We start from the raw sequence: 26431 nt of genomic DNA, 5'->3' as shown, positions 1-26431 counted from the left end.
TATTACGTATAGGGCTTGCCTTATGCTATTTATTTGAAACAACCAGCACATGAAAAAAGCAACCTGTTGGGCATCTACTGTTGCTATTTGTGGCCTGTTATTTTTAACGGCCTGCGATCAGCAGCGACCCGTCAACCGCGGCACCGCAACTGATACCACCAAAACTTTGGGCACACGCAAAGTGGAATACACTTGTACCATGCACCCGGAAGTAATTGCCGATAAACCCGGGAAATGCCATAAATGCGGCATGACCCTTGTAGAAAAAAAAGCAAAGCCATGATCAACTATCTGATTTCCTTGTCATTGAAAAACCGGTATATTGTTATGCTGACCGCGATCGGTCTTTTCGCTTGGGGAGCTTATTCGGTCAGTATAAACCCGATCGATGCCATACCCGACCTGTCAGACAACCAGGTGATCGTATTTACCGAATGGCAGGGACGCAGCCCGCAGATTATGGAAGACCAGGTGACCTATCCGCTGGTGAGCAACCTCCAGGGTATCCCAAAGGTAAAAGCCATCCGTGCGACCTCCATGTTCGGGATGAGTTTTGTGTATATCGTTTTCGACGACAAAGCAGACGTTTACTGGGCGCGAAGCCGGGTGCTGGAAAGGCTCAATTATGCGCAGCGTTTGCTGCCCGAAGGGATTACACCCACATTGGGGCCGGATGGCACGGGTGTTGGCCATGTGCTGTGGTATACGCTTAATGCCAAAGGTATGAACCTGGGTGAGCAAAGGGCGTTACAGGACTGGTATGTAAAATTAAGCCTGCAAACCGTTCCCGGTGTCAGCGAAGTAGCCTCTTTCGGTGGCTTTGAAAAGCAATACCAGGTGACTATTGACCCGCATAAACTTAATTATTATAACATCCCCTTAGGGCAGGTGCTCAAAGCGGTAAAAAGCAATAACAACGATGTTGGCGGACGCAAGTTTGAAATGAACGGCACGGGATATATTGTCCGCGGTCTGGGTTATATCAAAAGCTTAGGCGATGTCGAACAAATCCCTATCGGGGCGATAAACACCATCCCGGTAAAAATTAAAGATGTGGCCACCGTACAGATGGGCGGCGATGAACGCCTGGGAATATTTGACCGGAACGGCGACGGCGAAGCTGTTGGGGGGATTGTTGTGATGCGTTATGGCGAAAATGCCGACAGGGTGATCCATGCTGTAAAGGATAAGATGGCTGATATTAAAAAAGGATTACCTCCCGGTGTCAGTTTTAACATAGCGTATGACCGCAGCGAATTGATTGAAAGTGCGGTCAATTCTGTAAAGCATACGCTGATCGAAGAGATGATCACTGTTTCCATTATAGTTATCCTGTTCCTGTTTAGCCTTCGCAGTGCTTTGAGTATTATTATTCAAATTCCAATCACAATAGCGGCAAGTTTCATTTTACTAAATGCCTTTGGTATCAGTTCCAATATCATGTCGTTAACCGGTATCGCTTTGGCCATCGGGGTGATCGTTGATAACGGGATAGTGATGGTCGAGAACTCGCATCGGAACTTATCCATCGCACAAAAAAAAGAAAAGTCATGACCACAGCAGAACGAATTAAAATCATAGAAGCATCCTGTAAGCAGGTGGGGCGTGGTGTGTTCTTTTCCACGCTCATCATTGTTGCTTCCTTTCTGCCGGTGTTTCTATTGGAAGGACAGGAAGGCAAATTGTTTGGGCCTCTGGCGTGGACAAAAACATTTATTCTGGCCATTGATGCTATCCTCGCGGTAACACTGGCGCCGGTGCTGATCTCTTTTTTCCTGAAAGGGAAATTGAGGACGGATGACCGCAACCCACTGAATCGGGGTTTGGAAAAAGCTTACCGGCCTGTATTGAAATGGTGCGTTACCTGGCGCAAGACAACGTTAACCATCAATGTAATAGCCCTGCTGATCAGTATTCCCTTGTTATTAAGCTTAGGCAGCGAGTTTATGCCACCTTTAGACGAGGGGACTATCCTGTTTATGCCGGTAACACAGCCGGATGTTTCTAATGCGGAGGCTAAACAGTTGTTGCAGGTGCAGGATAAGATTATCAAAAGCGTACCCGAAGTAAAAAGCGTTTTAGGTAAGGCAGGGCGGGCCAATACCGCTACCGATAATTCGCCCATTAGTATGACGGAAACCATCATTTTATTAAAACCTAAAGACGAATGGCGCAAGGGGCGCAAAAAGGAAGATATTATTAACGAACTAAACGCCAAGCTGCAAATACCGGGCGTAGTGAACGGCTGGACACAGCCGATCATCAACCGTATCAATATGTTGTCGACAGGTATACGAACCGATGTGGGCCTGAAAGTTTATGGCCAGAACCTGGATACCATCAGCGCTTTATCTAATCAGATCAAGATGGCCTTGCAGGGCGTAAAGGGTGTAAAAGATCTGTATGTTGATCCTATAACCGGCGGCAGATATTTGGATATCAAGGTCAATAAGGAGGCCATAGGCCGTTATGGTTTAAGCGTGGATGATGTGAATGAAGTAGTGGAAAGTGCTTTGGGCGGTATGAACCTGACCAGGACAATAGAGGGCAGGCAGCGCTTTAGTGTCAATGTCCGTTTCGCGCAGGACTACAGAAATAACCTGGAGGTCATTAAACGGACACTGGTGCAAACAGCCGGCAACGGCCCCATACCGCTATCGTCCGTTGCCGATATTAAGATCAGCGATGGACCGGCCATGATTCAATCGGAGAATGCGTTGCTACGAGGCACGGTGTTATTTAATGTCCGCGACCGCGACCTGGGCAGTACAGTAAAAGAAGCGCAGGACAGGTTAAATGCAATGGTTAAAATGTTGCCAAAAGGCTATTATATCGAATGGAGCGGCCAGTATGAAAATTTGATACGGGCAGAACATACCCTAAAGATGATATTGCCGGTTGTGCTGATCATTATTTTTGCCTGCCTTTATTTCGCTTTCCATTCGATAAGAGAAGCATTTTTCAGCCTCATCTCTATTCCATTTGCCCTCATCGGCGGGGCTTACATGGTGTACTTTTTTGGGGTACACTTATCAGTTGCCGTGGCTGTAGGCTTTATTGCCTTATTTGGTATTGCCGTGGAAACCGGTATTGTCATGGTCATATATTTGAATGATGCCATGCAGCAATTGGTTACTTTAAAGGGCAATAGCAAGCAGACTATTACTAAAGAAGATCTCCGGATTTATGTCATGAATGGTGCTGTAAAACGTTTGCGCCCAAAACTCATGACGGTTTGCGTTGCCTTGTTTGGTTTAGTGCCGGTATTATGGGCAACTGGCACGGGCAGCGATGTAATGCTGCCAATTGTGCTGCCGATGATTGGCGGGGTATTAACTTCTTCCACCCATATTTTGTTGGTTACCCCGCTTATCTTTTTGATGGTGAAAGAGTACGAGTTAAGGAAATACGGAAAGCTCGAAGTATTGGAGGTAAAGGAATGATGAAAAAATATCAGATCATACTGGCAGCATTGTTATGCCTGGCAAATTTCGCCAGGGCACAGCGACTGTCCTTAGACAGTGTTATCGCCCGGATAGCGAACAATCCGGCCTTGCAGGCCTTTGATGCGAAAGCCAAAGCACAGGATGCTTACTCAACCGGCGCCAAAAGCCTGGATGCCCCAAGAATCGCCGCCGGTCAGTATATGACGCCGTACAGACCGGACCCTAACATGGGTTCTTTTATGATACAGGCAGAGCAAATGTTCACCAACCCGGCCAAGTTAAGGGCAAAAGAAGCGTACATGAAAGGCCTGTCCAAAGTGACAGCAGCCGATAAAAACTATCTAAAAAATCAATTGTTTGCCCAGGCCAGGCAGTACTATTATGAACGGGTGGTATTGGAAAAGAAACTAACCTTGTTACAGCATACACAAGATTTACTGGAATACGTCCTCAAGGACGCGAACATCCGGCTGACCTATAATAAGGAAAGACTGCCTAATATTTATAAAGCCAGGGCTGCGCTGTTTGAACTGGATAATACCCGGGAGCAACTCAACAACGAGATCAGCCAAAAGAATATCCTGTTGAATACGCTGATGGATAGGGATCAGCAAATAGCTTTTACTATTGATACCAATATTGATTTAAAGGACTATGAACTAAAGGTAACCGATACGGCCGACCTTGCAAGCGCACGAAGCGATATTAAAGCCATCAGCCGGAACATTGATCTGCAGCAATTGAATGCACAAATGGAATACAGTAAGCGTAAGCCTGATTTTGGCCTGCAGGCCGGGCATATGTTTACCTATGGCGGTAATTCCAATCAATATATACTCATGGCCTCTGTCACTATCCCCATTGTACCCTGGGCCTCAAAGGAATATAAGGCCAATATCAAGGGTATCCGCTATGAAGTGGAAGAGTTGCAACAGCAAAAGCGGGATATATTGAACCAGGCGCAAGGGCAGCTTGCCTCATTGAGAACGGCCATGGGCAGTAAGAAAAGGCAATTGAATAACTACGATCAACATATCATCCCGGCTTTGCAGAATAGTTATAAAACAGCCTTATTGGCGTATGATCAGAATACGGGCGATCTGCCGTCGGTATTAAACAGCATCAATGATTTACAAGCGGCAAGAATGACCGCTTTGGACCTTTTGCAGGAAGTATTAATCTTACAGGTAGCTTATGAAAAGGAAAATGAAAGCAATTAAAATCAGCATGCTGGCAATAGCCGTAGCTATCGGCGCCTGTTCCCGTCCGCAACCCCCAGCATTCAGTGCCCAGCCAAAAAGCGAAGTACAATATACCTGCCCGATGCACCCGCAGATATTGGAAGACCACCCGGGCGGCTGCCCGATCTGTGGCATGACGCTGGTGAAAAAGTCTGGACAAGCCAGTGAAGGCGCCGGCATAAGTTTGAATACCGTTTTACAACCGGTCAATTCATCCGTTGTTTCCACAGTCAGGGCCATTACTCCTACACAAAAGGAAGTCCAAACCACCATCTTAGCAGACGGCTATCTGGATTTTGATACACGGACATTTAACAATATTGCTTCCCGTTTTTCCGGGCGTATTGAAAAGCTATACATTAAATATGCCTTCCAGGATATACATCGGGGGCAGCGCATCTTTGATATCTATAGCCAGGAGATGGTGACTGCCCAGCAGGATTTGTTATACATCAGCAAAAACTCACCGGAGGAAGCAGCATTGACCCATGCAGCCAAACAAAAATTATTGCTATTAGGCATGACTTCCGCACAAATTGAACAGGTTATCAAAACAGGAAAAGCCTTTTTTAGCCTGCCGGTTTACAGCCCTTACGAGGGGCACGTTCATGACGTGGCGCATAGCCAAATGCCAGGTGCCGCTGTAACAGCAATGCCCTCTGGTTTCTACAACAACCTGCCCCTGGCGGTCAAAGAAGGCATGTATGTCGAAAAAGGCCAAACGCTGTTTAATGTGGTTAATCCCCACAGGCTATGGGCCGTTATCAAAATTGACCCTGCCGATGTAGCAGCAGTGAGATTAAACCAGTCGGTTAAAATTTCACTGCCTGACCTGCCGGGCAAAAATCTTATTGGGAAGGTAAATTTTATTGAACCTATTTTACAGCAAGGTGATAAGTCAACGAGCATCCGGGTTTACCTGGATAATATGAACCATGAGCTGAAAGCAAACAGTCTGGTCAAAGCCGAAATAAAAACCGGGCAAACAAGTGGTTTATGGATACCCAGGGCTGCGTTGGTCAATTTGGGCCGAACACAAATTGTCTGGCTGAAAAAGGGTGCTGCTTACCAGGCCCACCAGGTTAGTGCAGGGTTAGTAAATGACTCTGAGATACAGATCACCAGGGGCCTGGCTGTTACGGATAGCCTGGCATCGAACGCCCAATATTTAACAGACAGCGAAAGTTTTATTAAGACACAAAGCCATGAATAAATTGAAAATAGTAGTATTGCTCTTATTTTTTTTGGCCGCCTGCAAGCCAAAACCACAACAGATAGCCCAACAGCAAAGCAAAGCCTATTATACCTGTTCCATGCACCCGGAGGTACACCAGAAGCATCCGGGTAATTGCCCCGTTTGCGGGATGAAACTGATTAAGGTAGAACTAACAGGTGCCGGCAACGGAAGTTCCGATAAAATAAGCCTGACGGCAACGCAATTGCAGCTATCCGGCATCCAAACGGATACCGTGCGGGAAGAAAATACCGGGCTGGAAAAAACACTGACCGGCACGGTTACCGCCAACGAAAATACAACAGCCGAGTTGAGTGCAAGAGTGGCCGGCCGGGTACAGCAGTTATTCGTGAGGACGGTTGGTGAAAAAATAACTGCAGGGCAACCCGTTTATTCGATTTATAGCGAAGATTTACAGGAAGCTGAAAAGGAATACCTTCTGGCCATCCAGCAACAAAAAGTGTTACATAATCCGGATGTGGATTACGGGCAACTGATCCACGCTGCGGAGAATAAGTTGCAATTATGGGGCTTATCAGCCATTCAGATCAAAACCCTGGCTACTTCAGGGAAAGTTTCAGCCACGACAACCATATTAAGTAAAGTTGGCGGAACAGTTAGCGGTATTTCGGTTCATGAAGGCGATTACGTAACCGAGGGCATGATGATATTAAAAACACAGGCACTCGATAATTTATGGATAGAGGCGCAGCTATACGCCGGTGAAGCCGGGAACTGCCAGGAAAATGCTTTGGTGAACGTTTCTTTTCCTGATCTGAATGGGAAGGTTATCCCGGGAAAAATAGAATTTGTTAATCCTGAATTATCGGATGCTTCTAAGGTAGACCTGATTAGGATCAGCATTTCCAATCCGCAAGGGACGATACGGCCCGGTATGCTGGCCTATATCTCGATCGGAGGCAACAGCAACCGTTCTTTGGCTGTGCCTGCTTCCGCAATCCTGACGGATGGTAAAGGCAGCAAGGTATGGGTTAAGAATGCAGACGGTAGCTTTTCGTCAAAAATGGTTAAAACCGGGACCGGCAACTCAAATTACGTGCCCGTTCTTTCCGGCTTAAATCATGGTGATATTGTAGTAACCAATAACGCTTATTTACTGAACAGTGAAGCAATATTTAAAAATGGGAACGACAATGGAATGGGTGGAATGAAAATGTAAATCAATACTTTCGGCAGGGGCAAATACAGCGTGAACGATTCCTTCAATGCATGTATAAATTCTTACCGCTATAGAAAAAATGCATAAAATTACCACTAATCCATTAAGTAGCCGAAACGATGCCGGTGGTAACACAAATTGGCATAACTTGCGTATACATATAACAAGGGAAAGTATATGAGAATCCCCCCCGCGCTTTCCAGGTAATACATCTAATAAATTTACTATAATAATCGATATTTAAAAGAGCTCTCTTTTGAGTCGGGAGTATCCTTACTTGCCGGAGAGGTGTCCGTTTTAACGAAATCGGCGCACGCTGTTTGGGTTGAAAAGGACGCCGGACTTAAGGCGTTTTGTGTTGACGAAGACTACAGAATGAGCGGCGCGGAAATAAGATCGGGGAGTGAAATTTTGAAGGGAGCAGATATGCTGTTGAGTATCCACGCGGACGATTTGTCTTCTCTCGACAAAAAACAAGGCAGTTATTGGCGTTTGCCAGCCTTTGTATCACCTTGACGGGATAAATAGCTGGAAACAGCAGAGAAATGCAGTGTTTAGCCTCGACTTGCTGCCGCGCACCACCAGGGCACAAAACATGGACGTGCTGAGCTCGCAGGCCAGCTTTGCCGGCTGCAAAGCTGCGTTGTTGGCTGCTTCTTCGTATGCCTGTTAAACCCATCTTTAAGAAATTCTGATGTAGTAGCTCACTTACTATTCTTTTTACCCGAATTCCCGAAAAACAAGTTATTCATTTTACGGTTGATGTACTAAAAGCATTCACTAAACGAATGGATATTTTTACAACTTTCAAAATTCACAAAATTGAGACGGATCGGACGCATAGCCCTTAAAACCATACTCTGGATAATTGGAAGTGTTCTTTTCCTAGTCCTGCTTGTCATCATTTTGATCCAGATCCCCTCCGTCCAGAATTACCTCAAGAACAAAGCAGTTGCCTTTATCGAAGGAAAGATACACACCAAAGTAGCGATCGGGCACATCTCATTGGGCCTGCCTAAACTGATTGTGCTGCAGGGTGTATATTTCGAGGACCAGAAAAAAGACACCCTGATTGCCGGAGACAACCTGAAGGTGGATGTCAGTATGCTTAAGCTGCTGCACCACCAGGTAGAGGTAAACGAAATAAATCTTGATGGTATCACGATGAATGTGAACCGCGGGCCCGATAGTGTTTTTAATTTCGACTACATTATCAAAGCTTTTGCGGGTGAGCAGAGAAAACCTGTAACCCCGGCCGATACATCCTCGTCAATGAAATTTTCTGTCGATAAGATCATACTCGACAAGATCAACATCGCCTACAAAGACGCTATCACGGGCAATGATATCAAATTCCTGCTCGGCCATTTCGACACCAGGATCAAAGATTTTGATATGGACAAAATGAAGTTCACTATCCCGAAGATAAACCTTTCAGGAGTGGATGCACACATTATTCAAAAATCGCCGAAAGGTAAAGCCACGCCCGTAACGGCACCTGATACAGCCACCAAACCGATCAATATGACTTTGGACCTCGGTACTATCGACATTTCAAAGATCAAGGTGAATTACCAAAGCAACCAGATGTCTTCGCTGGTGGACCTGGGTAAGTTGTTGGTGGTAATGGATAAGATCGATCTGAAGAATCAAAACGTCGGCATAAAAACTATCGAACTTAACGACACCAAAGCCGGGATCACATTTGCCAAACCTGAGTCGGTCAAAAAAGCGGTTGTTAAAGCGGTAAAGAAACTGGATACACTCGTCGCGTCGCCAAAAAGCGATAAAGGCTGGCGCGCTACCATTGCTAAGATCAGTTTTGCCAATGATGATATTAAGTATGACAATAACGCAACAGCCCCGGTAGCCAAAGGTCTCGATTTCGGGCACATGCATATACGCGGCCTTGAAGTGGATATGGAGAACCTGGCCTATAATCCTGATTCGATATCCGGCCGGATAAACACCCTTACCTTTGCCGAAAAAAGCGGGCTGCGGGTCAATAAATTTCATACAAGCTTTTTATACGGACCGAAAAGTTCCTATTTGAACGACCTGTACCTGGAAACACCGCAGACGGTATTGCAGAAACAATTGCAGGTGAGCTACCCTTCTATCGAATCCTTAAGCACAGATCCGGGTAAGTTGTATGTGAATGCCGACCTTAACGGCAGTCGCCTCGGATTAAAAGATGTGCTGCTACTTATGCCCGCTATGTCGTCGATGGAGCCGTTTAAACATTCACCTGATGCGGTATTCAGGATCGACGGACGGGTTATCGGCAAGGTAAACAATCTTCGTATCCCCGAACTTGAGGTGAGAGGGTTAAGTAAAACGCATATCAAAGCGTCAGCCGTTATCAGGGGATTGCCGGATATCAATAAATCATATTTTGATCTCACGATAAATGACTTAAGCACCGGCAGCAGCGACATAACTAAACTGGTTTCGCCGGGAATGCTACCATCGTCGGTAAGCGTTCCTTCTGCTTTAAACCTAAAGGGGACATTTAAGGGCAGCATGTATAATTTTAATACCCGCATGATGCTACGTTCCTCCTACGGCGCAGTAGGCCTGGATGCCACCATGAAGAACGGCAATAAGAAAGGTCACGAAGTATATTCAGCCAATATAAAAACGAATAACTTAAATGTCGGGGCATTAACAAAACAACCAAAAACGGCAGGCAATATTACATTAGCGTTAAACATTAAAGGAGCTGGTACAGACCCCAAAACCGCCAATTTGCAGGTGAGCGGGAATGTTGCCAGCGCCTATGTTAAGGGTTATACCTATCAGAACCTGGTACTCACGGCTACCGGGCACGATGGTAAGTATACTGCCAACATGCACATGAACGACCCGAATATTCATTTTGCCCTAAATGGTCGTGCGAACATGAACAAAAAATACCCATCGGTATATTCAATTATTGTAGTCGATAGTGTTGATCTGCAAAAACTTCATTTAAGCAACGACGCGCTTAAAATCCATGGCAAACTGATCGCCGATGTACCTACGGCTGATCCCGGCTATTTAAATGCGAACATTAAACTTACCGATCTGGTAGTAGCGCAAAAACAACAGGTTATCAGGTTGGATAGCATTAACCTTGTCTCCACCGCTAATGCCGATAGTAGCACGCTGCGGCTGAAAACCCCCATGCTGACAGCGCATATGGCCGGAAAATATAAGCTGACCGAAATAGGACCCGCTATGCAGGATGTAATAGATAAGTACTATAATACCAGTACAGCCGGTAAAACTATGCAGGGTAGAGGCGCCTATTCGCCGCAGCATTTCACGTTCAGTATCCGCGCGGTTAAAACCCCTTTGGTGACCCAATTTGCGCCCGACCTTAAAACGCTCGAACCTGTAAATGTCGACGGTCGCTTCGATAGCCGCAGCGGTGAACTGGTGGTGAACGGTACTATGCCCAAAGTTGTATACGGCACCACCATTGTAGATAACATGAAACTCGCCATAAATACCGGCAACAATGCGCTTAATTATAATCTTGCGGTGAATGAGATCAAGCTTTCGTCGTCAATCGACCTGCTGTACACCCGTGTTTCTGGAAACGCACAGAATAATAAACTGAACGTGATGCTACAGGTACGCGACGCGGCAAAAAAAGAACGGTATCGTGTGGCCGGTGTTTTCAGCATTATGCCGGACCAGTACAAATTCTCTTTTGTGAAAGATGGCCTGGTGCTCAATTATACACCCTGGGCCGTTAATGCCGGTAACGAACTGGACTTTGGCACCAAAGGTATTTTGGCGAAGGATTTTGCCATCAGCAATAGTAACCAGGTGCTAAGTGTGAACAGCGATTCGCGGGTAATGAATTCGCCTATGACCATCAGCTTCAAAAATTTCCGGATCGAAACATTAACGCGGGCTGCACAGCAGGATTCGCTGCAGGTTGGAGGAGTAATAAACGGCGACGCACACATCCGCGACCTGCAAACTAATATGCATTTTACTTCGGCACTCAACATACACGATTTTAGTTTTAAAGGCGATACCGTAGGCGATATAGCGTTGAAAGTAAATAACCAAACGCAAAATGCCTACGCCGCCGATGTACGCATAACGGGCAAAGGAAACCAGGTAAACCTCAGCGGGCTTTACTACGCCACGCCGGCTAGCACGTTCGACCTGAATCTGGACATTGCCAGGCTTAATATGAAAAGTATTGAGGGATTCACTTTTGGGAGCATTAAAAATGCGAAGGGCAATCTAAGCGGGCAGTTAAAGATCAGCGGAACAACGTCGGCTCCGGTAGTAAGGGGTGATGTCAACTTTAACCAGGTAGGTTTCAACGTAGCTATGCTCAATTCCTATTTCACCATGCCTAAGGAAAGCATCACCTTCAATAACGACGGTATCATATTCAATGATTTCACGATGATCGATTCGCTTGGGAACAAGGCAGTAGTAGCGGGTGGTGTTTACACCAAAACCTTTACCGATTTCCGGTTTGGACTGGATATTACCACCGACAACTTCCGGGTGATCAACTCAACGCAAGATGACAATAAGCTCTATTACGGCAAGCTTTTCCTGAACAGCCGGATAACTGTTCGGGGAAATATGGATAAACCTGTTGTTGATGCCAACCTGACGATCAACGACAAGACAGATATGACCATTGTACTGCCCACCGATGACCCGAGTATAGAGGACAGGAAAGGCGTGGTCGAGGTTATCAACCCGAAAGCACCGAAGCTCGACTCTATATTTCTTGCAAAACAATTGGACTCACTTCGGAAGAGCAACGTAAGGGGTTTGGATGTATCAGCTACGATAAGAGTAAGTAAAGAAGCAAACTTTACTATCGTGGTTGATGAACGTAACGGCGATGTGGTGCAGCTAAAAGGAGATGCGCAGTTGAACGCCGCGATAGACCCGAGCGGCAAAATAAACCTGACCGGTACATACGCGGTCGATCAGGGGTCTTATAATCTTTCGTATGCATCAGTGAAACGCAAGTTCCTTTTCAAGAAAGGAAGTACAATTACCTGGTCGGGCGACCCGACAACTGCTACGGTAGACCTGACGGCTATTTATGTGGCCAACGTACCGCCTATCGACCTGGTAAGCGACCAATTGGGCGGCGATGTTCAGAATATGACCATGTATAAGCAAAAGCTTCCGTTTAATGTTAACCTCATCATGCGGAACCAATTGTTAAAGCCTGACATAACCTTCGATATTATTTTGCCCGATAGCTCTTATACCGTATCTCCCCAGGTTGTTTCTACGGTAGATACCCGCCTGGACCAGGTGCGGCAGGATCCTAATGAATTGAATAAACAAGTATTGGGGGTATTAATACTGGGACATTTCATTGGGGATAACCCGTTGCAGAGCCAGGGAGGAAGTACAGGCATAGCAGGCACTATACGGAACAGCGTAAGCAGCCTGTTATCCGATCAGTTGAACAGATTGGCAGGCGACCTGATAGGCGGTGTGCAGTTAAGTTTCAACCTGACCTCAGGAGCAGATTATTCTACCGGTGTACAGCAAAACCGCACCGACCTGGATGTTGGTTTATCCAAATCTTTTCTTAATGACAGGGTTACGGTGACCGTAGGCAATAACTTTAATCTGGAAGGGCAGAACCAGCCAGGGCAAAAAACAACAGACATTGCAGGCAACGTATCGGTAAACTATTTACTTACCAAGGACGGCAGGTACCGTATCCGTGCCTATCGCAAAGACGAATTTATAGTGATAGAAGGACAAGTGGTAGAAACCGGCGTGGGCTTTTCACTGACGTATGATTTTAATCGTTTCAGCGAATTGTTCAAAAGGAGGCCAAAAAGGGACAGGGAATTGCAGAAAGAGTACAATAAGGACCAGAAAGAAAAAAAGAAAGAGCAAAAGGAAGCAGACAAACAGGCGGACGCTGATATGGCCGGTATAGTTGAGCCTACGGATGAACCCTGATGATAATCCCGATAAAACATGACCAGGTTTAGATACTTAATAATTTTAGTGGCATTTTTTACAAGCGCTTGCAGCACTACCAAGTATTTGCAGCCCGGGCAAAAGCTATACGATGGCGGTGAAGTGAAAATAACCGACAAAAGCGCCGACAAGGGGGATGCCGACGCGCTTAAAGATGAATTGAAGACCTTGCTGCGACCAAAGCCTAATGCCAAGATCCTGGGGTTAAGGTTTAAGTTATGGGTATACAACAAAACCAGGACCAACAAACGACGGGGCTTAAGGCATTACCTGAACACCCACATTGGCGAACCCCCTGTATTGATAAGCGCCGTGGACGTTGATAAGAATGCAAGCATATTGCAAAACCGGCTACAGAATGAAGGCTATTTTGTGGCGCAGGTAGCGGGCGATACCACGAGCAAAAAGAAAATAGCCAAGGCAATATATACCATACAAACCGGCCCGGCTTACCACTATAATAAGATAACTTTCCCTACGGACAATGACGACCTGGATACCGCGGTTGCCGGGACCAATAAGCAAACGCTGCTGAAAGTTGGGGACAAGTTTAACCTGGATGTCATTAAGGCCGAACGTATACGGATAGATGCGAGGTTAAAAGAGGAAGGTTTCTATTACTTTGCTCCTGAGGACCTGATCATGCGGTACGACAGCACAGTGGCCGGGCATAAAGTGGATATGTTTGTCAAAGTTAAGGATGAAACGCCGGACGAGGCACGTTGGATATACAAGATAAGGGACATATATGTTTATCCGCATTATACGCTAAGGGATACGGCGTTAAAGCTTGACTCGGCTGTAAAATATCGCTGGTATAATGTCATCGACCCAAAAAATACTGTACGTCCATTTACTTTTAAAAATAGCATACTGCTCCATCCCGGCGATATCTATAACCGGACCGAGCACAATAACTCGCTAAGCAGGCTGATCGAACTGGGCCCCTTCAAATTTGTGAAGAACAGGTTCGAGGATGTCACACCCGATTCGGCTTTCCTGGATGTTTACTACTTCTTAACTCAAAACAAGCGTAAGTCATTACAGGCTGAAATATTGGCCAGGTCGACCTCCGCCAATTACGACGGTACGCAGATCAATATCAATTTCCGAAACAGGAACACCTTCAAAGGAGCCGAGCTTTTTACGCTGACCCTGTTCGGCAGCTCCGACATTCAATTTGGTAAATACAACAAAGGCTACAACGTATACCAGCTGGGTATACAGCCATCGGTATCGTGGCCCAGGTTTATAAGTCCCTTCAATCTCACCACCAATAATGCCTTTGTTCCGCATACTATTTTTTCTACAGGATATACACTTGTTAACCGCACCCAGTTATATACGCTTAATTCGTTTACCGGATCATTTGGTTACCAATGGAAACCGAGCCTGCACAAACAGGATGAGTTGAATCTGCTGGTTATCAACTACGTGGATGCGGCCCACGTAAGCCAGGTATACCTGGACAGCATTAAAAATACCCGGAACCCCACGCTTGCGCACGTAATAGACAGGCAATTTACTTTTGGTCCCACCTATAGTTATACTTATACCAATACGACCGAAGAAAACCGGGTAAATACATTTTATTATAACGGAAAAATAAGCCTTTCGGGCAACTTGTATGGGTTGCTCACAGGTGCCGATACATTGGCGGGCAAGGTGCGTAAATTATTTGGCACGCCGTTCAATCAATATGTAAAACTGGAGAACGAACTACGGTTTTTTCACAAGCTTGGCCCTAACAGCAAGCTGGCTACCCGGCTGATGGTGAACGTGGGGCTGCCTTACGGCAACTCGACAGTGCTGCCTTATACGCAGCAGTTTTTTATTGGCGGGGCCAATAGTTTGCGTGGTTTCCAGGCACACGCAATAGGTCCGGGTTCCTATGCCATACCTGCCGCTCTTACGCAGGGAAGTGCTTTTTTACCCGATGAGTCGGGCGATATAAAGATCGAGGCTAATATGGAATACAGGCCAAAACTGTTCAGCATTGTTGAAGGTGCGCTGTTTTTGGATGCCGGCAATATATGGCTGCTTCGCAGTAACCCTAATTTGCCCGGAGCGGCTTTCGGAAAAAAATTTTTGAGCCAGATGGCCGCCGACGCCGGGTTTGGCCTAAGGTTCAATTTTACGGTGCTGGTGCTGCGTACCGATGTAGGCTTCCCGATCATTGAACCTTATCTTCCCGCCGGACAACGCAACGTGATCAATAAGATCGACTTCGGCAGTTCATCGTGGCGAAGCCAGAACTTAGTGTTCAACCTCGCAATAGGTTACCCTTTCTGACGAGTTTGTATATAAATTCAAAATAACCAAGTTATGGAAGAGAAAGACAAAAGACCGGTTTCGGTTATCGACCAGGCAAAAGGGTATGCAAAAACCAGTATCAAACTGGCAAAATATGAGGCGTTGGATAAAGGCTCGTCTGTTGCAGGAGAAATCATAACGGATGTTGCACAAATAATTTGCGTCCTTTTCATCATTGGCTTTGCCAGCCTTACGCTTGGTTTTTATCTTTCGGATATACTTGGCTCGTTTTGGGCAGGCTTTGGTTGTGTGTTCGTCTTATTCCTTGTAATATTCCTTGTCACGAAGATCTTTAAAAAGAATATTGAAAAGACCATCGTTAATTTCGTGGTGCGGAAATTTTTTAGACACCTGTAAAAGTTAACAACACTTAATAGCCCCTCTATCTGCCCGCGTAATTATGCTCTTTCCGCTGAATAAGCAATACGGTTTTTATAAGATTGAGATATAAAAAGCGCAATGTGATAAAGGGTTAAAAAAAGAAAAGGACTAATACTTACGATCATAAATTTCAGCCTGAATGCCAAAGTAGGGCTCCGGTTAAAGTCGTTTCGGAGGGCTTTTTTAATCTCCGCGAACGACTGCTCTTCAATTCCAAAGCACTTGCGCCATATGGCTACCGCCTCGGCGTAGTGAAATACAGTATCTGCTTCAGCCGGCCCCCATCGCCTGATCAGTGCATTTTTGAAATCGTAATTTATAACCTTCTGCGATGATATTCTTGTTTCGGGATGAAGGTGGATAAGCACCAGTGGTTCGGGTATCGACCTTACTTTAAGCCCCAGCCTGATTATCATTTTACACAGGTCGTAATCATCCATACGGCTTTGCTCCTCGTCAAACCGGAGGTGGTTGGCCGCAAATATTTTTTTATTGATCATAATGGATGAGCACGACATCATCAATAACCTTTCGGTGTGCAGGGCCTTATTGTAATGATAATAGCGGTATATTTTGAAGGGATACGGATATATTTTTGAATAACCCCCGCAATACAGCAACGCAAGACAGGGGTCGGCAAGCATATTATTCATCCGTATTTTTATGCTATCAGCCAGCAATTCGTCGTCATCGTCTAAAAAAATGATGTGGTCCCCCGACGAAGCATCCATGCCGTCGTTCCGTGCACCCGATGCAAACTTTTTATTGCTGTGTATATAACGCCATGTTATGGCCGGGTAATTCTTTTCAAATTCTCCGACGATTTCCCTGGTTTGCCCGTTCGTTTTTTGGCTGCTATTATTGTCGACTATACACACCTCAAAGCCGGGATAATCCTGTATAGCGACAGACAGCATAGCCCTTTTTAACAACTCGGGCCGGTTTTTGGTAGGAATAATAACAGACAAAGTATGATGAGGCATGATGATCCGGAATTATGATGACGGGCCGGTGTGGTAACTAATATAGGCGGCCTTCGGGGCAATTAAAAATTATTCTTGAATCGATCTCGGGAAACCGTCAAAGCTTTTGCCTCGAATACATTTTTTTAAACTCACCATCTTCTTTAACCAGGGTTTCAAAATCACCTTCCTGGTTGATGCAGCCATCCTTCAGCAAGTAAATGTGATCGGCAATCTTCAAATTATATAAGCGGTGGGTCACTACAATTATCATTTGATCTTTCAGGTTATTTTTCAGGTTCTCAAACACTTCGAATTCGGCATTAGGGTCAAGTGAGCTGGTCGGCTCATCCAGTACCACCAGGTTCGTGTCGCGGTAAAATATTCTTGACAACGCCAGCTTTTGCCACTGGCCACCGCTCAGTTGTTCGCTGTCCTTAAAGTACCGGCCTATTCGGGTTTTGTAGCCTTTACTTAGTCTTACAATAAAATCATGCGCCTGCGCCAATTGGGCTGCCCGCTCTACATCTTTTTCCATTTTACCGCCGTCGTTATCCCCCAGCGTTATATTGTCTTCGATACTTAAAAAATACTTTTCAAAATCCTGGAACAGGAACACTGATTTCTTCCGGAAAGCATTCAATTCGATCTGATCTATATCGGTGCCGTTAATTTTAATATCGCCGGTTTGCGTTTCATACAAACGCGCCAGCAGTTTTATCAACGTGGTTTTTCCCGAACCATTTTCGCCTACCAATGCGACGATCTTGCCGGGTTTGCACACCAATGATATCCCGTCGAGCACTAATTTGCCTGTACCCGGGTAAGCAAACGACAGGCTTGTTACCTTAAGGCCGGCTGCCGCAGGAGGGAATGGCGCCGTGCTGGTATTCACTTTTGATGTTTTGAGGTCTAAGAATGCGAAAAGGTCCCGTAAAAAAAGTCTTTGCTGGAATAGCTGAACAAGGGCCTGTAGAAAACCTTTAGACGATGCCTGCAACCGCTGGAATCCCTGCAGGTAAATAACGAACACGCCTAAGGTGATTATCTTTTCCCACGTATATTCGGCGAGCAGGGCAAAAACAAAACTCATGGCGATCACTTCGCCCGCTTCAGCTAAAAAATTATACCAGGTAAGTTTAGCGTGCAGCGTGGTTTTTTCATGGTGTATAATTGCCCGGATGTTCATGAATTTTTTTATGAAGCTGTTCCCGTAACCAAATACCCGTACTTCCTTGGCAGGGTTTACACTGGTCAGCGTTTGGTTCAGGTAATTGGCTTCACGTTCCATCGGCACGAATTTTTTTTCCAATTGGAGCAATTTGAAACCCGAATACCATTTGGTAACTGCTAATGGTATAAATACAACCATCAGAAAAAGCCCGAACAATGCATGTATGGTAAAGAAAAATCCTACCAGGAACGCCAGCGACAGTATGTTGACCAGCATGGCGTTAAAGTCTTTAAGCACCTGCGGTATTTTATAGGCGGCCTGCTGCTGGGCTAAATGTAAGGTATCATGGTACAATGGGTTTTCGTAGTATTCGTAATCCACCTCAATAGCTTTTTGTAATATTTCGCCCGATAACTTATCGGTGATCTTATGCTGATGCTTAATATCGATAAACGATGAGTACTGGTTGATGCACACGATCATCAGTTGCGTAAGCGCGTATCCCGCGATAAAGGGCAAAATGGGGTAAAAGGTGGCGTAATGATGTAGGACAGCCTCTATCATGCTCTTCATAAAATACAGCGATGCTATAGGAAGAAAGGCCTGGAAAAGCTGCAGCAAAATGCTGATGCGGCTTACCTTTTTATCCACTGTCCAAAGCAATACCACCGATCGTTTAAGATCCCGTAAAAAAGCCAGGAAATTACGTTTGAAACTCAAATGATCTGTGAATTATTTAGATGATAAATGTTTACACGGGAAGATGTCCCGTAAAAATAAAAGTACATAATACTTGTTTACGCGTCAAATGATGTTGTGGCAATCAGCCGTTTTTACATTGGATTTTTTAATAAAGACGCCGGTTATTCAAAAGAAAGGGTTTTTAAATTAAAATATGTAGTTTAGCTATAATTAATGTTGTGTTTATGCAATAGTTAATAGCGATGATTTCCTTTAGCATGTAAAGCAAAAATAAAACCGGTTTTTGCTGCCTGCGAGCGAAGACATCTCGTCGCCAAAATGCATTATAACCTTAAAAACTTCACCTAAAGCTGTTAAAATATCAAATGCATACCTATTGGAAAATAATAACTCTGCTATTTTTTTGTATAACTATCAATGTTTCTGTTTCCCTGGCCCAGGGAAAGCATGCGGCCCAGGCTGCGCAGATGGCCACATCGCAAACGCCGGATATTTTCAATGGATACAGCCTTTCCACGGTCACTGCAGATCAGCTTTCCGACGCTGATGTATCCACTATCCGGTCGAGGTTAACGGCAAGCGGCATATCCTACGACCAAGCCGAACAAATCGCGTTAAGCAAAGGGATGCCGGCGGCTGAGTGGCAAAAACTAAAAGCAAGATTGCTTGGCACAACATCAGCCAGGGCCACGCAAAGTAATTCCTCAAATCCTGTTACGGTTGATTCGGTTAAACGGCACCAGGAGAAGGATGATTACCTTACATTTCAGAAACAAAGGATCACCCCCGAAGTATTTGGCGCCTCACTTTTTACTACGGCGTCGTTATCGTTTGAACCCAACCTGCGCATTGCCACTCCCGTCAATTACATATTAGGGGCCGATGACGAATTGCAGATCAATATCTCGGGCTACCAGGAAACTAATATCCGGGTGACGGTACAGCCCGAGGGAACGATATTTTTGCCCCATGTTGGTACGATCCCGGTTGCAGGGCTGACCGTTGAACAAGCTACATCGCGAATACAGGCTAAGATGGGCCAAAGTGCTTATCCATCTCTTAAAAGCGGGCAATCAAAACTTGTTATAACCCTGAGCAGGATCAAAAGTATACATATAACTATTATAGGTGCTGCCAAACCCGGCAACTATACAGTTTCATCGCTGGCAACGGTTTTTAACTCGCTGTTTTTATGCGGCGGACCGGGCGACATCAATTCGTACCGGAACATAGAATTGATACGAAACAACAAAGTTTATAAGACGATAGATCTTTACCAGTTTTTGACAAGGGGCGACCAGCAGGGTAACGTTCCGCTGCAGGAGAACGACGTTATAAATTTTCCTGTCTATAAGGAGCGGGTGACGATATCGGGTGAGGTAAAAAGACCGGGAATATTTGAATTGAAAGATAAGGAAACGTTGCAGGACCTGTTGTTTTTTGCGGGTGGGTTTACTGAACGTGCCTATAAAGCCAGTATCAAAGTTAAACAGGTTACGGATATCGAGCGAAAAATAAAGGACCTGCCCAAAACAGAGAATGCGACTTATGAGCCGCAAAACGGCGACGAATTTGAGGTTGGCTCTATCTTGAACCGCTTTGAAAACGAAGTGAATATTACAGGAGCGGTTTACAGGCCCGGAGGGTTTGAGTTTACGCCCGGTTTGACTATAAGCGGCTTGATAAAACGCGCCGGGGGGTTGCAGGAAAATGTGTTTACCGGGCGGGCAACCCTGACCCGCACGCACGTAAACGGCGTAAAGGAGAACATTACGTTTAATGTATCCCGTGTGTTGAATGGGATTAATGACGTTGCGCTTGTTAAGCGCGATTCGATACACATCGCTTTTGAAAATGATTTCAGGAGCGATTCTAAAGTAACCATTTTAGGAGAGGTACGGAAGCCCGGGCAATACGCATTTAAACAAAATCTGTCGTTAAAAGATGTTTTGTTTATGGCCGGCGGAGTAACGGACGCAGCCAGTTCGTTCAATATCGAAGTTGGGAGGCGGATTGTGGACCAAAGCCTTCATGTAAGTGTTGATTCGATCGCTGAAGTGTACAATGTCAATATACACGACGGGCTTGAAATAGAGAATGACAAATTTGTTTTGCAGCCTTATGATATAGTTACGGTAAGACGTAACCCCGGTTACACCGAACAGAAACGGGTCACTATCAATGGAGAGGTCACTTTCCCGGGGACGTATACGATAGAGCTAAAAAACGAACGTATCAGCAGCCTGATAAAACGCGCGGGCGGGTTATCACCGCTTGCCTATAAAAAGGGAGTTTTTTTGACCCGGAAAAATACAGATGCGGACTTGGCAAACGATCAAAGTATCAAAACGGTACAGCAAAAAACGGGCGACACAACCACAACACAGGCCATTGAAGGAGATAGCAAGGCAAACAACCGGATCGCTATTGATCTTGAACAGGTTTTAAAGGCACCGGGCTCACTGGACGATTATATCCTACAGGACGGGGATATCATACAGGTTTTAAAAGTCGATCCGCTGGTGCGCATAAGCGGCGAAGTGCTTTCGCCGACTAAAACAGGCTTTGTCGAGAGTGAGTCGTTAAATTATTACCTGACGCAGGCCGGGGGCACAACAGAGAATGCACGATTGTCAAAGATATATGTGGTATATCCAAACGGGCACGTGAGCAAAACAAGCAATGGGTTCCTGGGAATGTTCAGATCGTATCCAAAAATTGAAACAGGGGCCGAGATAATTGTACCGCACAAAAAGATAAGAAGAGAGCTTACCACGGGCGAAACAATAGGGCTTACATCCACCATTGTTTCGTTGCTGTCGCTTGTAATTATTACGATCACCAATATTCATAAATAGTATAAGGGCATAAGTAAATAATCATCATATGTTCAGCCAGGAACAAATACTCCGTATAATATCTAATGTTCTTAAGAAATGGCACTTCTTATTGATCGCTGCTCTTATAGGTGCAGCCGTCGGTTATATCAGGATACGAAGCAAACTACCCGTTTATACATCTAATATAAGCTTCGTTTTATCGACGGACCCAAGACCGAACAGCGGATTGTATAATTTGGCAACACAACTTGGCTTTGATGCCATATCCAGCAATCCTGATAATATTTTCTCGGGTGACAACATTATCGAATTATTCAAATCGAGGAAACTGATCGGCGCAGCCTTATTGTCGGAAATAGATACAAAGCCGCGTCAAACCCTGATCAACCTCATCGCCCGCAAGCAATTTAAGGATCAATATAACTCGGTGGGCCCATTTGGAAACGACCTTGATAAGTTCTCGCCTGCCCAGAAAATGCTGTACCAGCAAATAATCAGTTTTGTCGAAAAATCCTTTATTGTATTTAAAAAAGATAAAAAGCTGATCATTTATATTATCAGCGTTACGTCCACCAATTCCGATATTACTTATTATACAGCTAAGGTTTTATTGGACGAAACCTCCAGGTATTTTATTGAGACCAAGACAAAGGTTTTTGCTTCGGGTGTAAAACTTTTACAGCACGAAGCCGATAGCCTGGCAAACGTGCTCAGCGGCATCTTCTCCTCCACAGCCTCGATGAATGACCGTACTTACGACCTTAACCCCGCTATTACCGTTCAGCGCTCGGGGTCTATGTTCAACCAGGCAAAAGCAGCGGCCTATGATGCGGCGTACATTGAGGTGATGCGCAACCTGGAGATAGCAAAGGTTAACCTGCAAAAGGAAACGCCGTTATACAGAGTAATAGACGAAACCGACCTGCCCCTGGTACCGCAGAAGGATAGCCTTATCAGGCACATGTCCATCACTACTTTGATTGGGTTACTATTTATGACCGTACTGCTTGGTGTAGACGAATTATTAAAAAAATAAACTTTATCTGTGAAAAACCTACCTCTATGTATGAGAACCAATACCATGATACAGATTTAAGCCGGTACAGTTTCCTGGTAACAGGCGGAGCAGGATTCATCGGCTCGAACCTGGTGAAATATTTACTGAAATATAATGCCGGTAAGGTGCGCGTACTCGATAATTTCCTGACCGGTTACCGCCGTAATATTGAGCCTTTTTTTGATAACCCCGCGTTTGAATTGATGGAGGGGGACATCAGGGATATTGAAATTTGTAAGAAAGCGATCGCCGGGATAGACTATGTAACACACCAGGCTGCTTTGGGCTCGGTTCCCCGTTCAATAAACGATCCGGTTACTACCAACGCGGTCAACATTTCAGGCTTTCTGAATATGATCTATGCGGTTAAGGATAGTGGCCATATCAGGCGCTTTATTTATGCCGCATCGTCTTCTACTTACGGCAGCAGCCAGGAACTTCCCAAAATCGAAGAGCGAATCGGGAAACCCCTTTCACCGTATGCAGTAACTAAATATGTCAACGAGTTATATGCCGACTTATTTTCGAGGGTTTACGGGTTACAATCTATCGGGCTGCGTTACTTCAATATTTTTGGCCCCGGACAAAGTCCGGAAAGCGAATACGCAGCGGCCATACCAAAATTTATCCTGGCTGCTAAATCGCGCAAGGCGCCTATGATCAACGGCGACGGCGAACAAACAAGGGACTTTACCTTTGTGGAAAATGCGGTACAGGCCAATATTAAAGCCTTTTTTGTAGAAAATGTCCCTGCAGAGGACAGCGTATATAATATCGCGTGTGGGAGCCAGACATCGCTAAACCAGCTTTGGCAGGAAATCACTAATGTTTTAGGCGTGCAAATTGATCCTTTTTACCGCGAAAGCCAGAAAGGTGATGTGCGGCATAGCCTGGCTAACATTGATAAGGCCGGCAACATATTAGGGTATAAACCATTGATTGGCTTTAAGGAGGGGATCAGGACCACTATCGAGGCCTTTAATTATCAATAATATTTAAACGGAAATTGAGCTTTTACAAATCATTCGGGATATATACAATTTGTGGTTTGGCCGCCAAAGGCATTTCGTTTTTCCTGTTGCCGTTTTTTACCCACTATCTTTCGCAAAGCGAGTACGGCATCATCGTAATCTTTTCCAACTCTATCTATTTCATAGCTCCGCTGATGAACATGGGCATCGGGGAAACTTTTACGGTGGAATACGTCTCTATCGATAAAAAGCAGCTCACAGGTTTTGTAAGCACCTCCCTTACCATCCCTGTTTTGGTGCTTTTAATAGTGCTGCTGATCGTTATAGCTTTTCACGGCTTTTTCTACAGGCTCACTGGTCTTACAACACAAGTGCAGTATATTGTATGTTTCTTTAGCTTCTCCAATTTCTTCAGCGACTACCTGTTTACCGTCTTACGAAATAAAAATAAAGCTTTGAGCTTTGGCATGCTTGCCATTTTAAAAACAGTGTTGGAATTAACATTAGCGGTTGTTTTCATCCGGTTTCTGAAAATGGGCTATATGGGCAGAGTGCAAAGTATGTTTATAAGCACGGCTGTTGTATTTATTGTTACGCTTTTTTACTTCATCAAAAGTGGCTTGCTTACTTTTAGTTACAGTAAAAGCTGGGCCATGCTTATCCTGAAAAGGGGCTTTCCTGCAATTCCCTTGTTTTTTATGGTGTTCGTTTTATACAATACGGATAAGTATATGATCAACTATTTTTTTGGCCCCGCCAGGGCCGGGTTATATGGTTTAGCTGCACAATTTGCATTTATCATCACCATGCTCAGTTCGGCATTCATTACGCCTTTTTATCCATTTTTATATGAGAACCTGAACAAGGGAAATCTCCGGAAAGTGGTGATTGTAACAAGCAGTTATATGCTGCTGCTTGGTATAACTGGTTTGGCAATATACCTGCTTGCCCCTGTAGGTTTCAGGTATTTTATAGCCCCCAAATTTTATTCGTCATTATACTATCTGCCCTTTCTTATCGTAGGGCAATTTTTTTATAGTGCTTATATGATACTCGGTGGTTTGGTTTACTACAAAAGGCAAAATAATGTCTATTACTTTATTGCGCCGGTGGTCATATTGTTCACTATTGCTGTTAATTACTATTTGTTAAATACGTTAAAGATCGAACAATTTGCCTATACTTCGGCGCTCTCATACATGTTTTGCTTTATCCTTGTCGCTTTTTTTTACCGGCAGGAACTTAAAAAAGGGCTAATGATATTATACCGGTCTGGCTTTAAATTTATAAATTGAATATGAGCAGGGAACGATCATCCAAAAAATGCTATAATGTCGGTAGAACGTCACTTATTTACTGAAATCACACCATGGACAGGCGAGCATATTCACCGGTATTTGGAATCAGCCCGGCACATCGGTGAAGGGGATGTAATACTCGACCTTGCATGCGGGTCGGGCTATGGAGCTGATATTCTAAGCCGGGTGAGAAATACCCGGGTCTATGCCGGCGACATAAACCCTGATATAATATCGGCTTGTCAAAATGACTGGAAGAATAATGCCTCGTTGAATTTCGAGGTAATGGATGCAACGGATCTACGTTTTGACAATGCTTTTTTCAACGTTATCGTATCATTGGAAACCATAGAACATTTAACGGCTTATGAGAAGATGGTCTCGGAGTTCAGTCGGGTGATAAAACCGGGGGGCACCGTTATCATATCCACGCCTAATATTAAAATATCCAGCCCGGATGGCAGGATCATCAACCCGTTTCACACACAGGAGTTCACTTACCAGGAATTAAACGACTTGCTGAAGCCGGAATTTTCGGAGGCTAACATCTGCGGGCAAAAGTACATCAGATACCCGGGGGAAAGACGGAGCCGGGGTAAATACAGTACTGAGAAATTGCTGCTTGCACGGGGGATAAGAAAGTTGCCTTATAAGTTTCGCGACCGTATCTTCAGATCTGTTTTTGGCTCATCACTGTACCCTATGGCCGCGGATTACAAAATGTTCCCCGACAGGAAATTTATAGAAGAGAATTGCCATGTATTATTTGCTGTATGCCGAAAATGAAATTCAAGCCCGAAGTAAGCATAGTTATCCCGGTTTATAATGGCAGTAAGTATTTGCGGCAAACGGTCGATTCTGTTCTTGCACAAAACTTTGATGAATTTGAGGTTTTGATAGTGAATGATGGCAGTACTGATGATACCGCGAAAATAGCGCTTGAGTTAAAAGAGAAGGATAGCAGGATAGAGCTTTTTCAAAAAGAAAATTCCGGCGTGTCAGCTACGCGGAATTTTGGATTGGAACGGGCGCGGGGCGAGTTCGTAGTTTTCCTGGATGCTGATGACCTGTTAGGAGCAGATTTTCTGCGGACACGCGTAGAAGCATTGATGGCCGATAGCGGCGCAGGCGCATGTGGATCTCTGATAGGGCTCATTGATGAAAATGGAGAGCCTATCGATCAATCCATCACATTGCAGGCTCCGGGTGAGAAAATGATAGAAGAGATATTATTCTACAAAAGCGGCATTGCAACCATACCATCAAACCTGGTGTTCAGGACGCAAGTGCTCACTGCCAATGACATTTCATTTGATACCCGCCTCCATAGCAGTGCCGACAGGTTATTGTTGTGCAGGGTGGCTTTGGTTTCAAAATGCATCTCGTTACCTTGTCAAAATATCTTTTACCGGGTTCATGACGGCAGTATGTACCATAGCGCAGGCAACATGAAAAAGATATTTAAGGATAATGAATTATTTATCACTATTTTAATAAGCGAACATATTGTGCCCGAAGGATTGATGGGCGAGTTTTTGAAAAGCAATTATCATATGCTATGCGGCGCCGCCATGAAGGCGGGGGACTATGCGGCTTCCATTTGGTACGCCTTTATATATGGATTGACCACGATTAAATATTTAACAAAATAAA

Annotated in this window: 19 protein-coding genes; 17 read left to right on the top strand and 2 right to left on the bottom strand. The window is 44.9% G+C overall.

Annotated features, from left to right (window positions below; all coding sequences use genetic code 11):
- The first annotated feature begins 49 nt into the window (after positions 1-49).
- The 11 genes from FRZ54_RS05430 (at position 50) to FRZ54_RS05385 (ending at position 15750) form a co-directional block, all read left to right on the top strand.
- A complete protein-coding gene (locus FRZ54_RS05430) occupies positions 50-283 on the top strand; it encodes a heavy metal-binding domain-containing protein (protein WP_147030631.1) in 234 nt (77 codons plus the stop codon).
- On the top strand, positions 280-1554 hold the full coding sequence (locus tag FRZ54_RS24825) for an efflux RND transporter permease subunit (protein ID WP_147030630.1): 1275 nt from the start codon (positions 280-282) through the stop codon (positions 1552-1554). The genes FRZ54_RS05430 and FRZ54_RS24825 overlap by 4 nt, the downstream gene beginning before the upstream one ends.
- Positions 1551-3443, top strand: coding sequence for an efflux RND transporter permease subunit (locus tag FRZ54_RS24820; RefSeq protein ID WP_147030629.1), 1893 nt, complete (start codon positions 1551-1553; stop codon positions 3441-3443). Before FRZ54_RS24825 ends, FRZ54_RS24820 begins: the two co-directional genes overlap by 4 nt.
- A complete protein-coding gene (locus FRZ54_RS05415) occupies positions 3440-4666 on the top strand; it encodes a TolC family protein (RefSeq protein ID WP_147030628.1) in 1227 nt (408 codons plus the stop codon). Before FRZ54_RS24820 ends, FRZ54_RS05415 begins: the two co-directional genes overlap by 4 nt.
- Positions 4653-5900, top strand: a complete 1248-nt coding sequence (locus tag FRZ54_RS05410) for an HlyD family efflux transporter periplasmic adaptor subunit (protein ID WP_187359757.1) — start codon at positions 4653-4655, stop codon at positions 5898-5900. Before FRZ54_RS05415 ends, FRZ54_RS05410 begins: the two co-directional genes overlap by 14 nt.
- Positions 5893-7101 (top strand): efflux RND transporter periplasmic adaptor subunit, encoded by a 1209-nt coding sequence (locus tag FRZ54_RS05405; protein ID WP_147030626.1) that lies wholly within the window; start codon positions 5893-5895, stop codon positions 7099-7101. Before FRZ54_RS05410 ends, FRZ54_RS05405 begins: the two co-directional genes overlap by 8 nt.
- Positions 7102-7320: 219 nt before the next feature.
- Positions 7321-7617, top strand: coding sequence for a Rossmann-fold NAD(P)-binding domain-containing protein (locus FRZ54_RS24945; protein WP_147034417.1), 297 nt, complete (start codon positions 7321-7323; stop codon positions 7615-7617).
- The gene (locus tag FRZ54_RS24370; protein WP_187359755.1) at positions 7604-7774 is read left to right on the top strand and encodes a hypothetical protein; all 171 of its coding nucleotides are present in this window, start codon (positions 7604-7606) and stop codon (positions 7772-7774) included. Before FRZ54_RS24945 ends, FRZ54_RS24370 begins: the two co-directional genes overlap by 14 nt.
- A 149-nt stretch (positions 7775-7923) precedes the next feature.
- On the top strand, positions 7924-13059 hold the full coding sequence (locus tag FRZ54_RS05395; RefSeq protein ID WP_147030625.1) for a translocation/assembly module TamB domain-containing protein: 5136 nt from the start codon (positions 7924-7926) through the stop codon (positions 13057-13059).
- A gap of 18 nt (positions 13060-13077) precedes the next feature.
- Positions 13078-15372, top strand: a complete 2295-nt coding sequence (gene tamL / locus FRZ54_RS05390) for a translocation and assembly module lipoprotein TamL (RefSeq protein ID WP_147030624.1) — start codon at positions 13078-13080, stop codon at positions 15370-15372.
- 33 nt (positions 15373-15405) lie between these two features.
- The gene (locus tag FRZ54_RS05385) at positions 15406-15750 is read left to right on the top strand and encodes a phage holin family protein (RefSeq protein ID WP_147030623.1); all 345 of its coding nucleotides are present in this window, start codon (positions 15406-15408) and stop codon (positions 15748-15750) included.
- A gap of 41 nt (positions 15751-15791) precedes the next feature.
- Here the strand turns inward: FRZ54_RS05385 and FRZ54_RS05380 are convergent, their stop codons facing one another.
- Positions 15792-16757: a glycosyltransferase family 2 protein gene (locus FRZ54_RS05380; protein WP_147030622.1), complete on the bottom strand. Its 966-nt coding sequence runs from the start codon at positions 16755-16757 to the stop codon at positions 15792-15794.
- A gap of 97 nt (positions 16758-16854) precedes the next feature.
- On the bottom strand, positions 16855-18630 hold the full coding sequence (locus FRZ54_RS05375; RefSeq protein ID WP_147030621.1) for an ABC transporter ATP-binding protein: 1776 nt from the start codon (positions 18628-18630) through the stop codon (positions 16855-16857).
- Between the two features lie 347 nt (positions 18631-18977).
- Here FRZ54_RS05375 and FRZ54_RS05370 point away from each other — a divergent pair, with 347 nt between their 5' ends.
- From FRZ54_RS05370 to FRZ54_RS05345, 6 genes are read left to right on the top strand one after another with little or no spacing between them, the layout of a single operon-like run.
- The gene (locus FRZ54_RS05370; RefSeq protein ID WP_147030620.1) at positions 18978-21470 is read left to right on the top strand and encodes an SLBB domain-containing protein; all 2493 of its coding nucleotides are present in this window, start codon (positions 18978-18980) and stop codon (positions 21468-21470) included.
- Between the two features lie 28 nt (positions 21471-21498).
- Complete coding sequence (locus FRZ54_RS05365) at positions 21499-22488, top strand: GumC domain-containing protein (RefSeq protein WP_147030619.1); 990 nt, start codon at positions 21499-21501, stop codon at positions 22486-22488.
- A gap of 26 nt (positions 22489-22514) precedes the next feature.
- Positions 22515-23501, top strand: coding sequence for an SDR family oxidoreductase (locus tag FRZ54_RS05360; protein WP_147030618.1), 987 nt, complete (start codon positions 22515-22517; stop codon positions 23499-23501).
- A gap of 14 nt (positions 23502-23515) precedes the next feature.
- On the top strand, positions 23516-24775 hold the full coding sequence (locus FRZ54_RS05355) for a lipopolysaccharide biosynthesis protein (protein WP_147030617.1): 1260 nt from the start codon (positions 23516-23518) through the stop codon (positions 24773-24775).
- A gap of 36 nt (positions 24776-24811) precedes the next feature.
- A complete protein-coding gene (locus FRZ54_RS05350) occupies positions 24812-25564 on the top strand; it encodes a class I SAM-dependent methyltransferase (RefSeq protein WP_147030616.1) in 753 nt (250 codons plus the stop codon).
- The gene (locus tag FRZ54_RS05345) at positions 25552-26430 is read left to right on the top strand and encodes a glycosyltransferase family 2 protein (protein ID WP_147030615.1); all 879 of its coding nucleotides are present in this window, start codon (positions 25552-25554) and stop codon (positions 26428-26430) included. The genes FRZ54_RS05350 and FRZ54_RS05345 overlap by 13 nt, the downstream gene beginning before the upstream one ends.
- The last annotated feature ends 1 nt before the right edge of the window (position 26431 follow it).

The sequence above is a fragment of the Mucilaginibacter ginsenosidivorans genome (assembly GCF_007971025.1).
In the GTDB taxonomy this organism is placed as follows: Bacteria; Bacteroidota; Bacteroidia; order Sphingobacteriales; family Sphingobacteriaceae; genus Mucilaginibacter; species Mucilaginibacter ginsenosidivorans.
This window is presented reverse-complemented; position numbering and strand designations above follow the sequence as displayed.

Excerpts from the sequence above, each read along its gene's own strand:
- FRZ54_RS05430 (WP_147030631.1), top strand. The coding sequence starts at position 50 with ATGAAAAAAGCAACCTGTTGGGCATCTACTGTTGCTATTTGTGGCCTG.
- FRZ54_RS24825 (WP_147030630.1), top strand. The coding sequence starts at position 280 with ATGATCAACTATCTGATTTCCTTGTCATTGAAAAACCGGTATATTGTT.
- FRZ54_RS24820 (WP_147030629.1), top strand. The coding sequence starts at position 1,551 with ATGACCACAGCAGAACGAATTAAAATCATAGAAGCATCCTGTAAGCAG.
- FRZ54_RS05415 (WP_147030628.1), top strand. The coding sequence starts at position 3,440 with ATGATGAAAAAATATCAGATCATACTGGCAGCATTGTTATGCCTGGCA.
- FRZ54_RS05410 (WP_187359757.1), top strand. The coding sequence starts at position 4,653 with ATGAAAGCAATTAAAATCAGCATGCTGGCAATAGCCGTAGCTATCGGC.
- FRZ54_RS05405 (WP_147030626.1), top strand. The coding sequence starts at position 5,893 with ATGAATAAATTGAAAATAGTAGTATTGCTCTTATTTTTTTTGGCCGCC.
- tamL (WP_147030624.1), top strand. The coding sequence starts at position 13,078 with ATGACCAGGTTTAGATACTTAATAATTTTAGTGGCATTTTTTACAAGC.
- FRZ54_RS05385 (WP_147030623.1), top strand. The coding sequence starts at position 15,406 with ATGGAAGAGAAAGACAAAAGACCGGTTTCGGTTATCGACCAGGCAAAA.
- FRZ54_RS05380 (WP_147030622.1), bottom strand. The coding sequence starts at position 16,757 with ATGCCTCATCATACTTTGTCTGTTATTATTCCTACCAAAAACCGGCCC.
- FRZ54_RS05370 (WP_147030620.1), top strand. The coding sequence starts at position 18,978 with ATGCATACCTATTGGAAAATAATAACTCTGCTATTTTTTTGTATAACT.
- FRZ54_RS05365 (WP_147030619.1), top strand. The coding sequence starts at position 21,499 with ATGTTCAGCCAGGAACAAATACTCCGTATAATATCTAATGTTCTTAAG.
- FRZ54_RS05360 (WP_147030618.1), top strand. The coding sequence starts at position 22,515 with ATGTATGAGAACCAATACCATGATACAGATTTAAGCCGGTACAGTTTC.
- FRZ54_RS05350 (WP_147030616.1), top strand. The coding sequence starts at position 24,812 with ATGTCGGTAGAACGTCACTTATTTACTGAAATCACACCATGGACAGGC.
- FRZ54_RS05345 (WP_147030615.1), top strand. The coding sequence starts at position 25,552 with ATGCCGAAAATGAAATTCAAGCCCGAAGTAAGCATAGTTATCCCGGTT.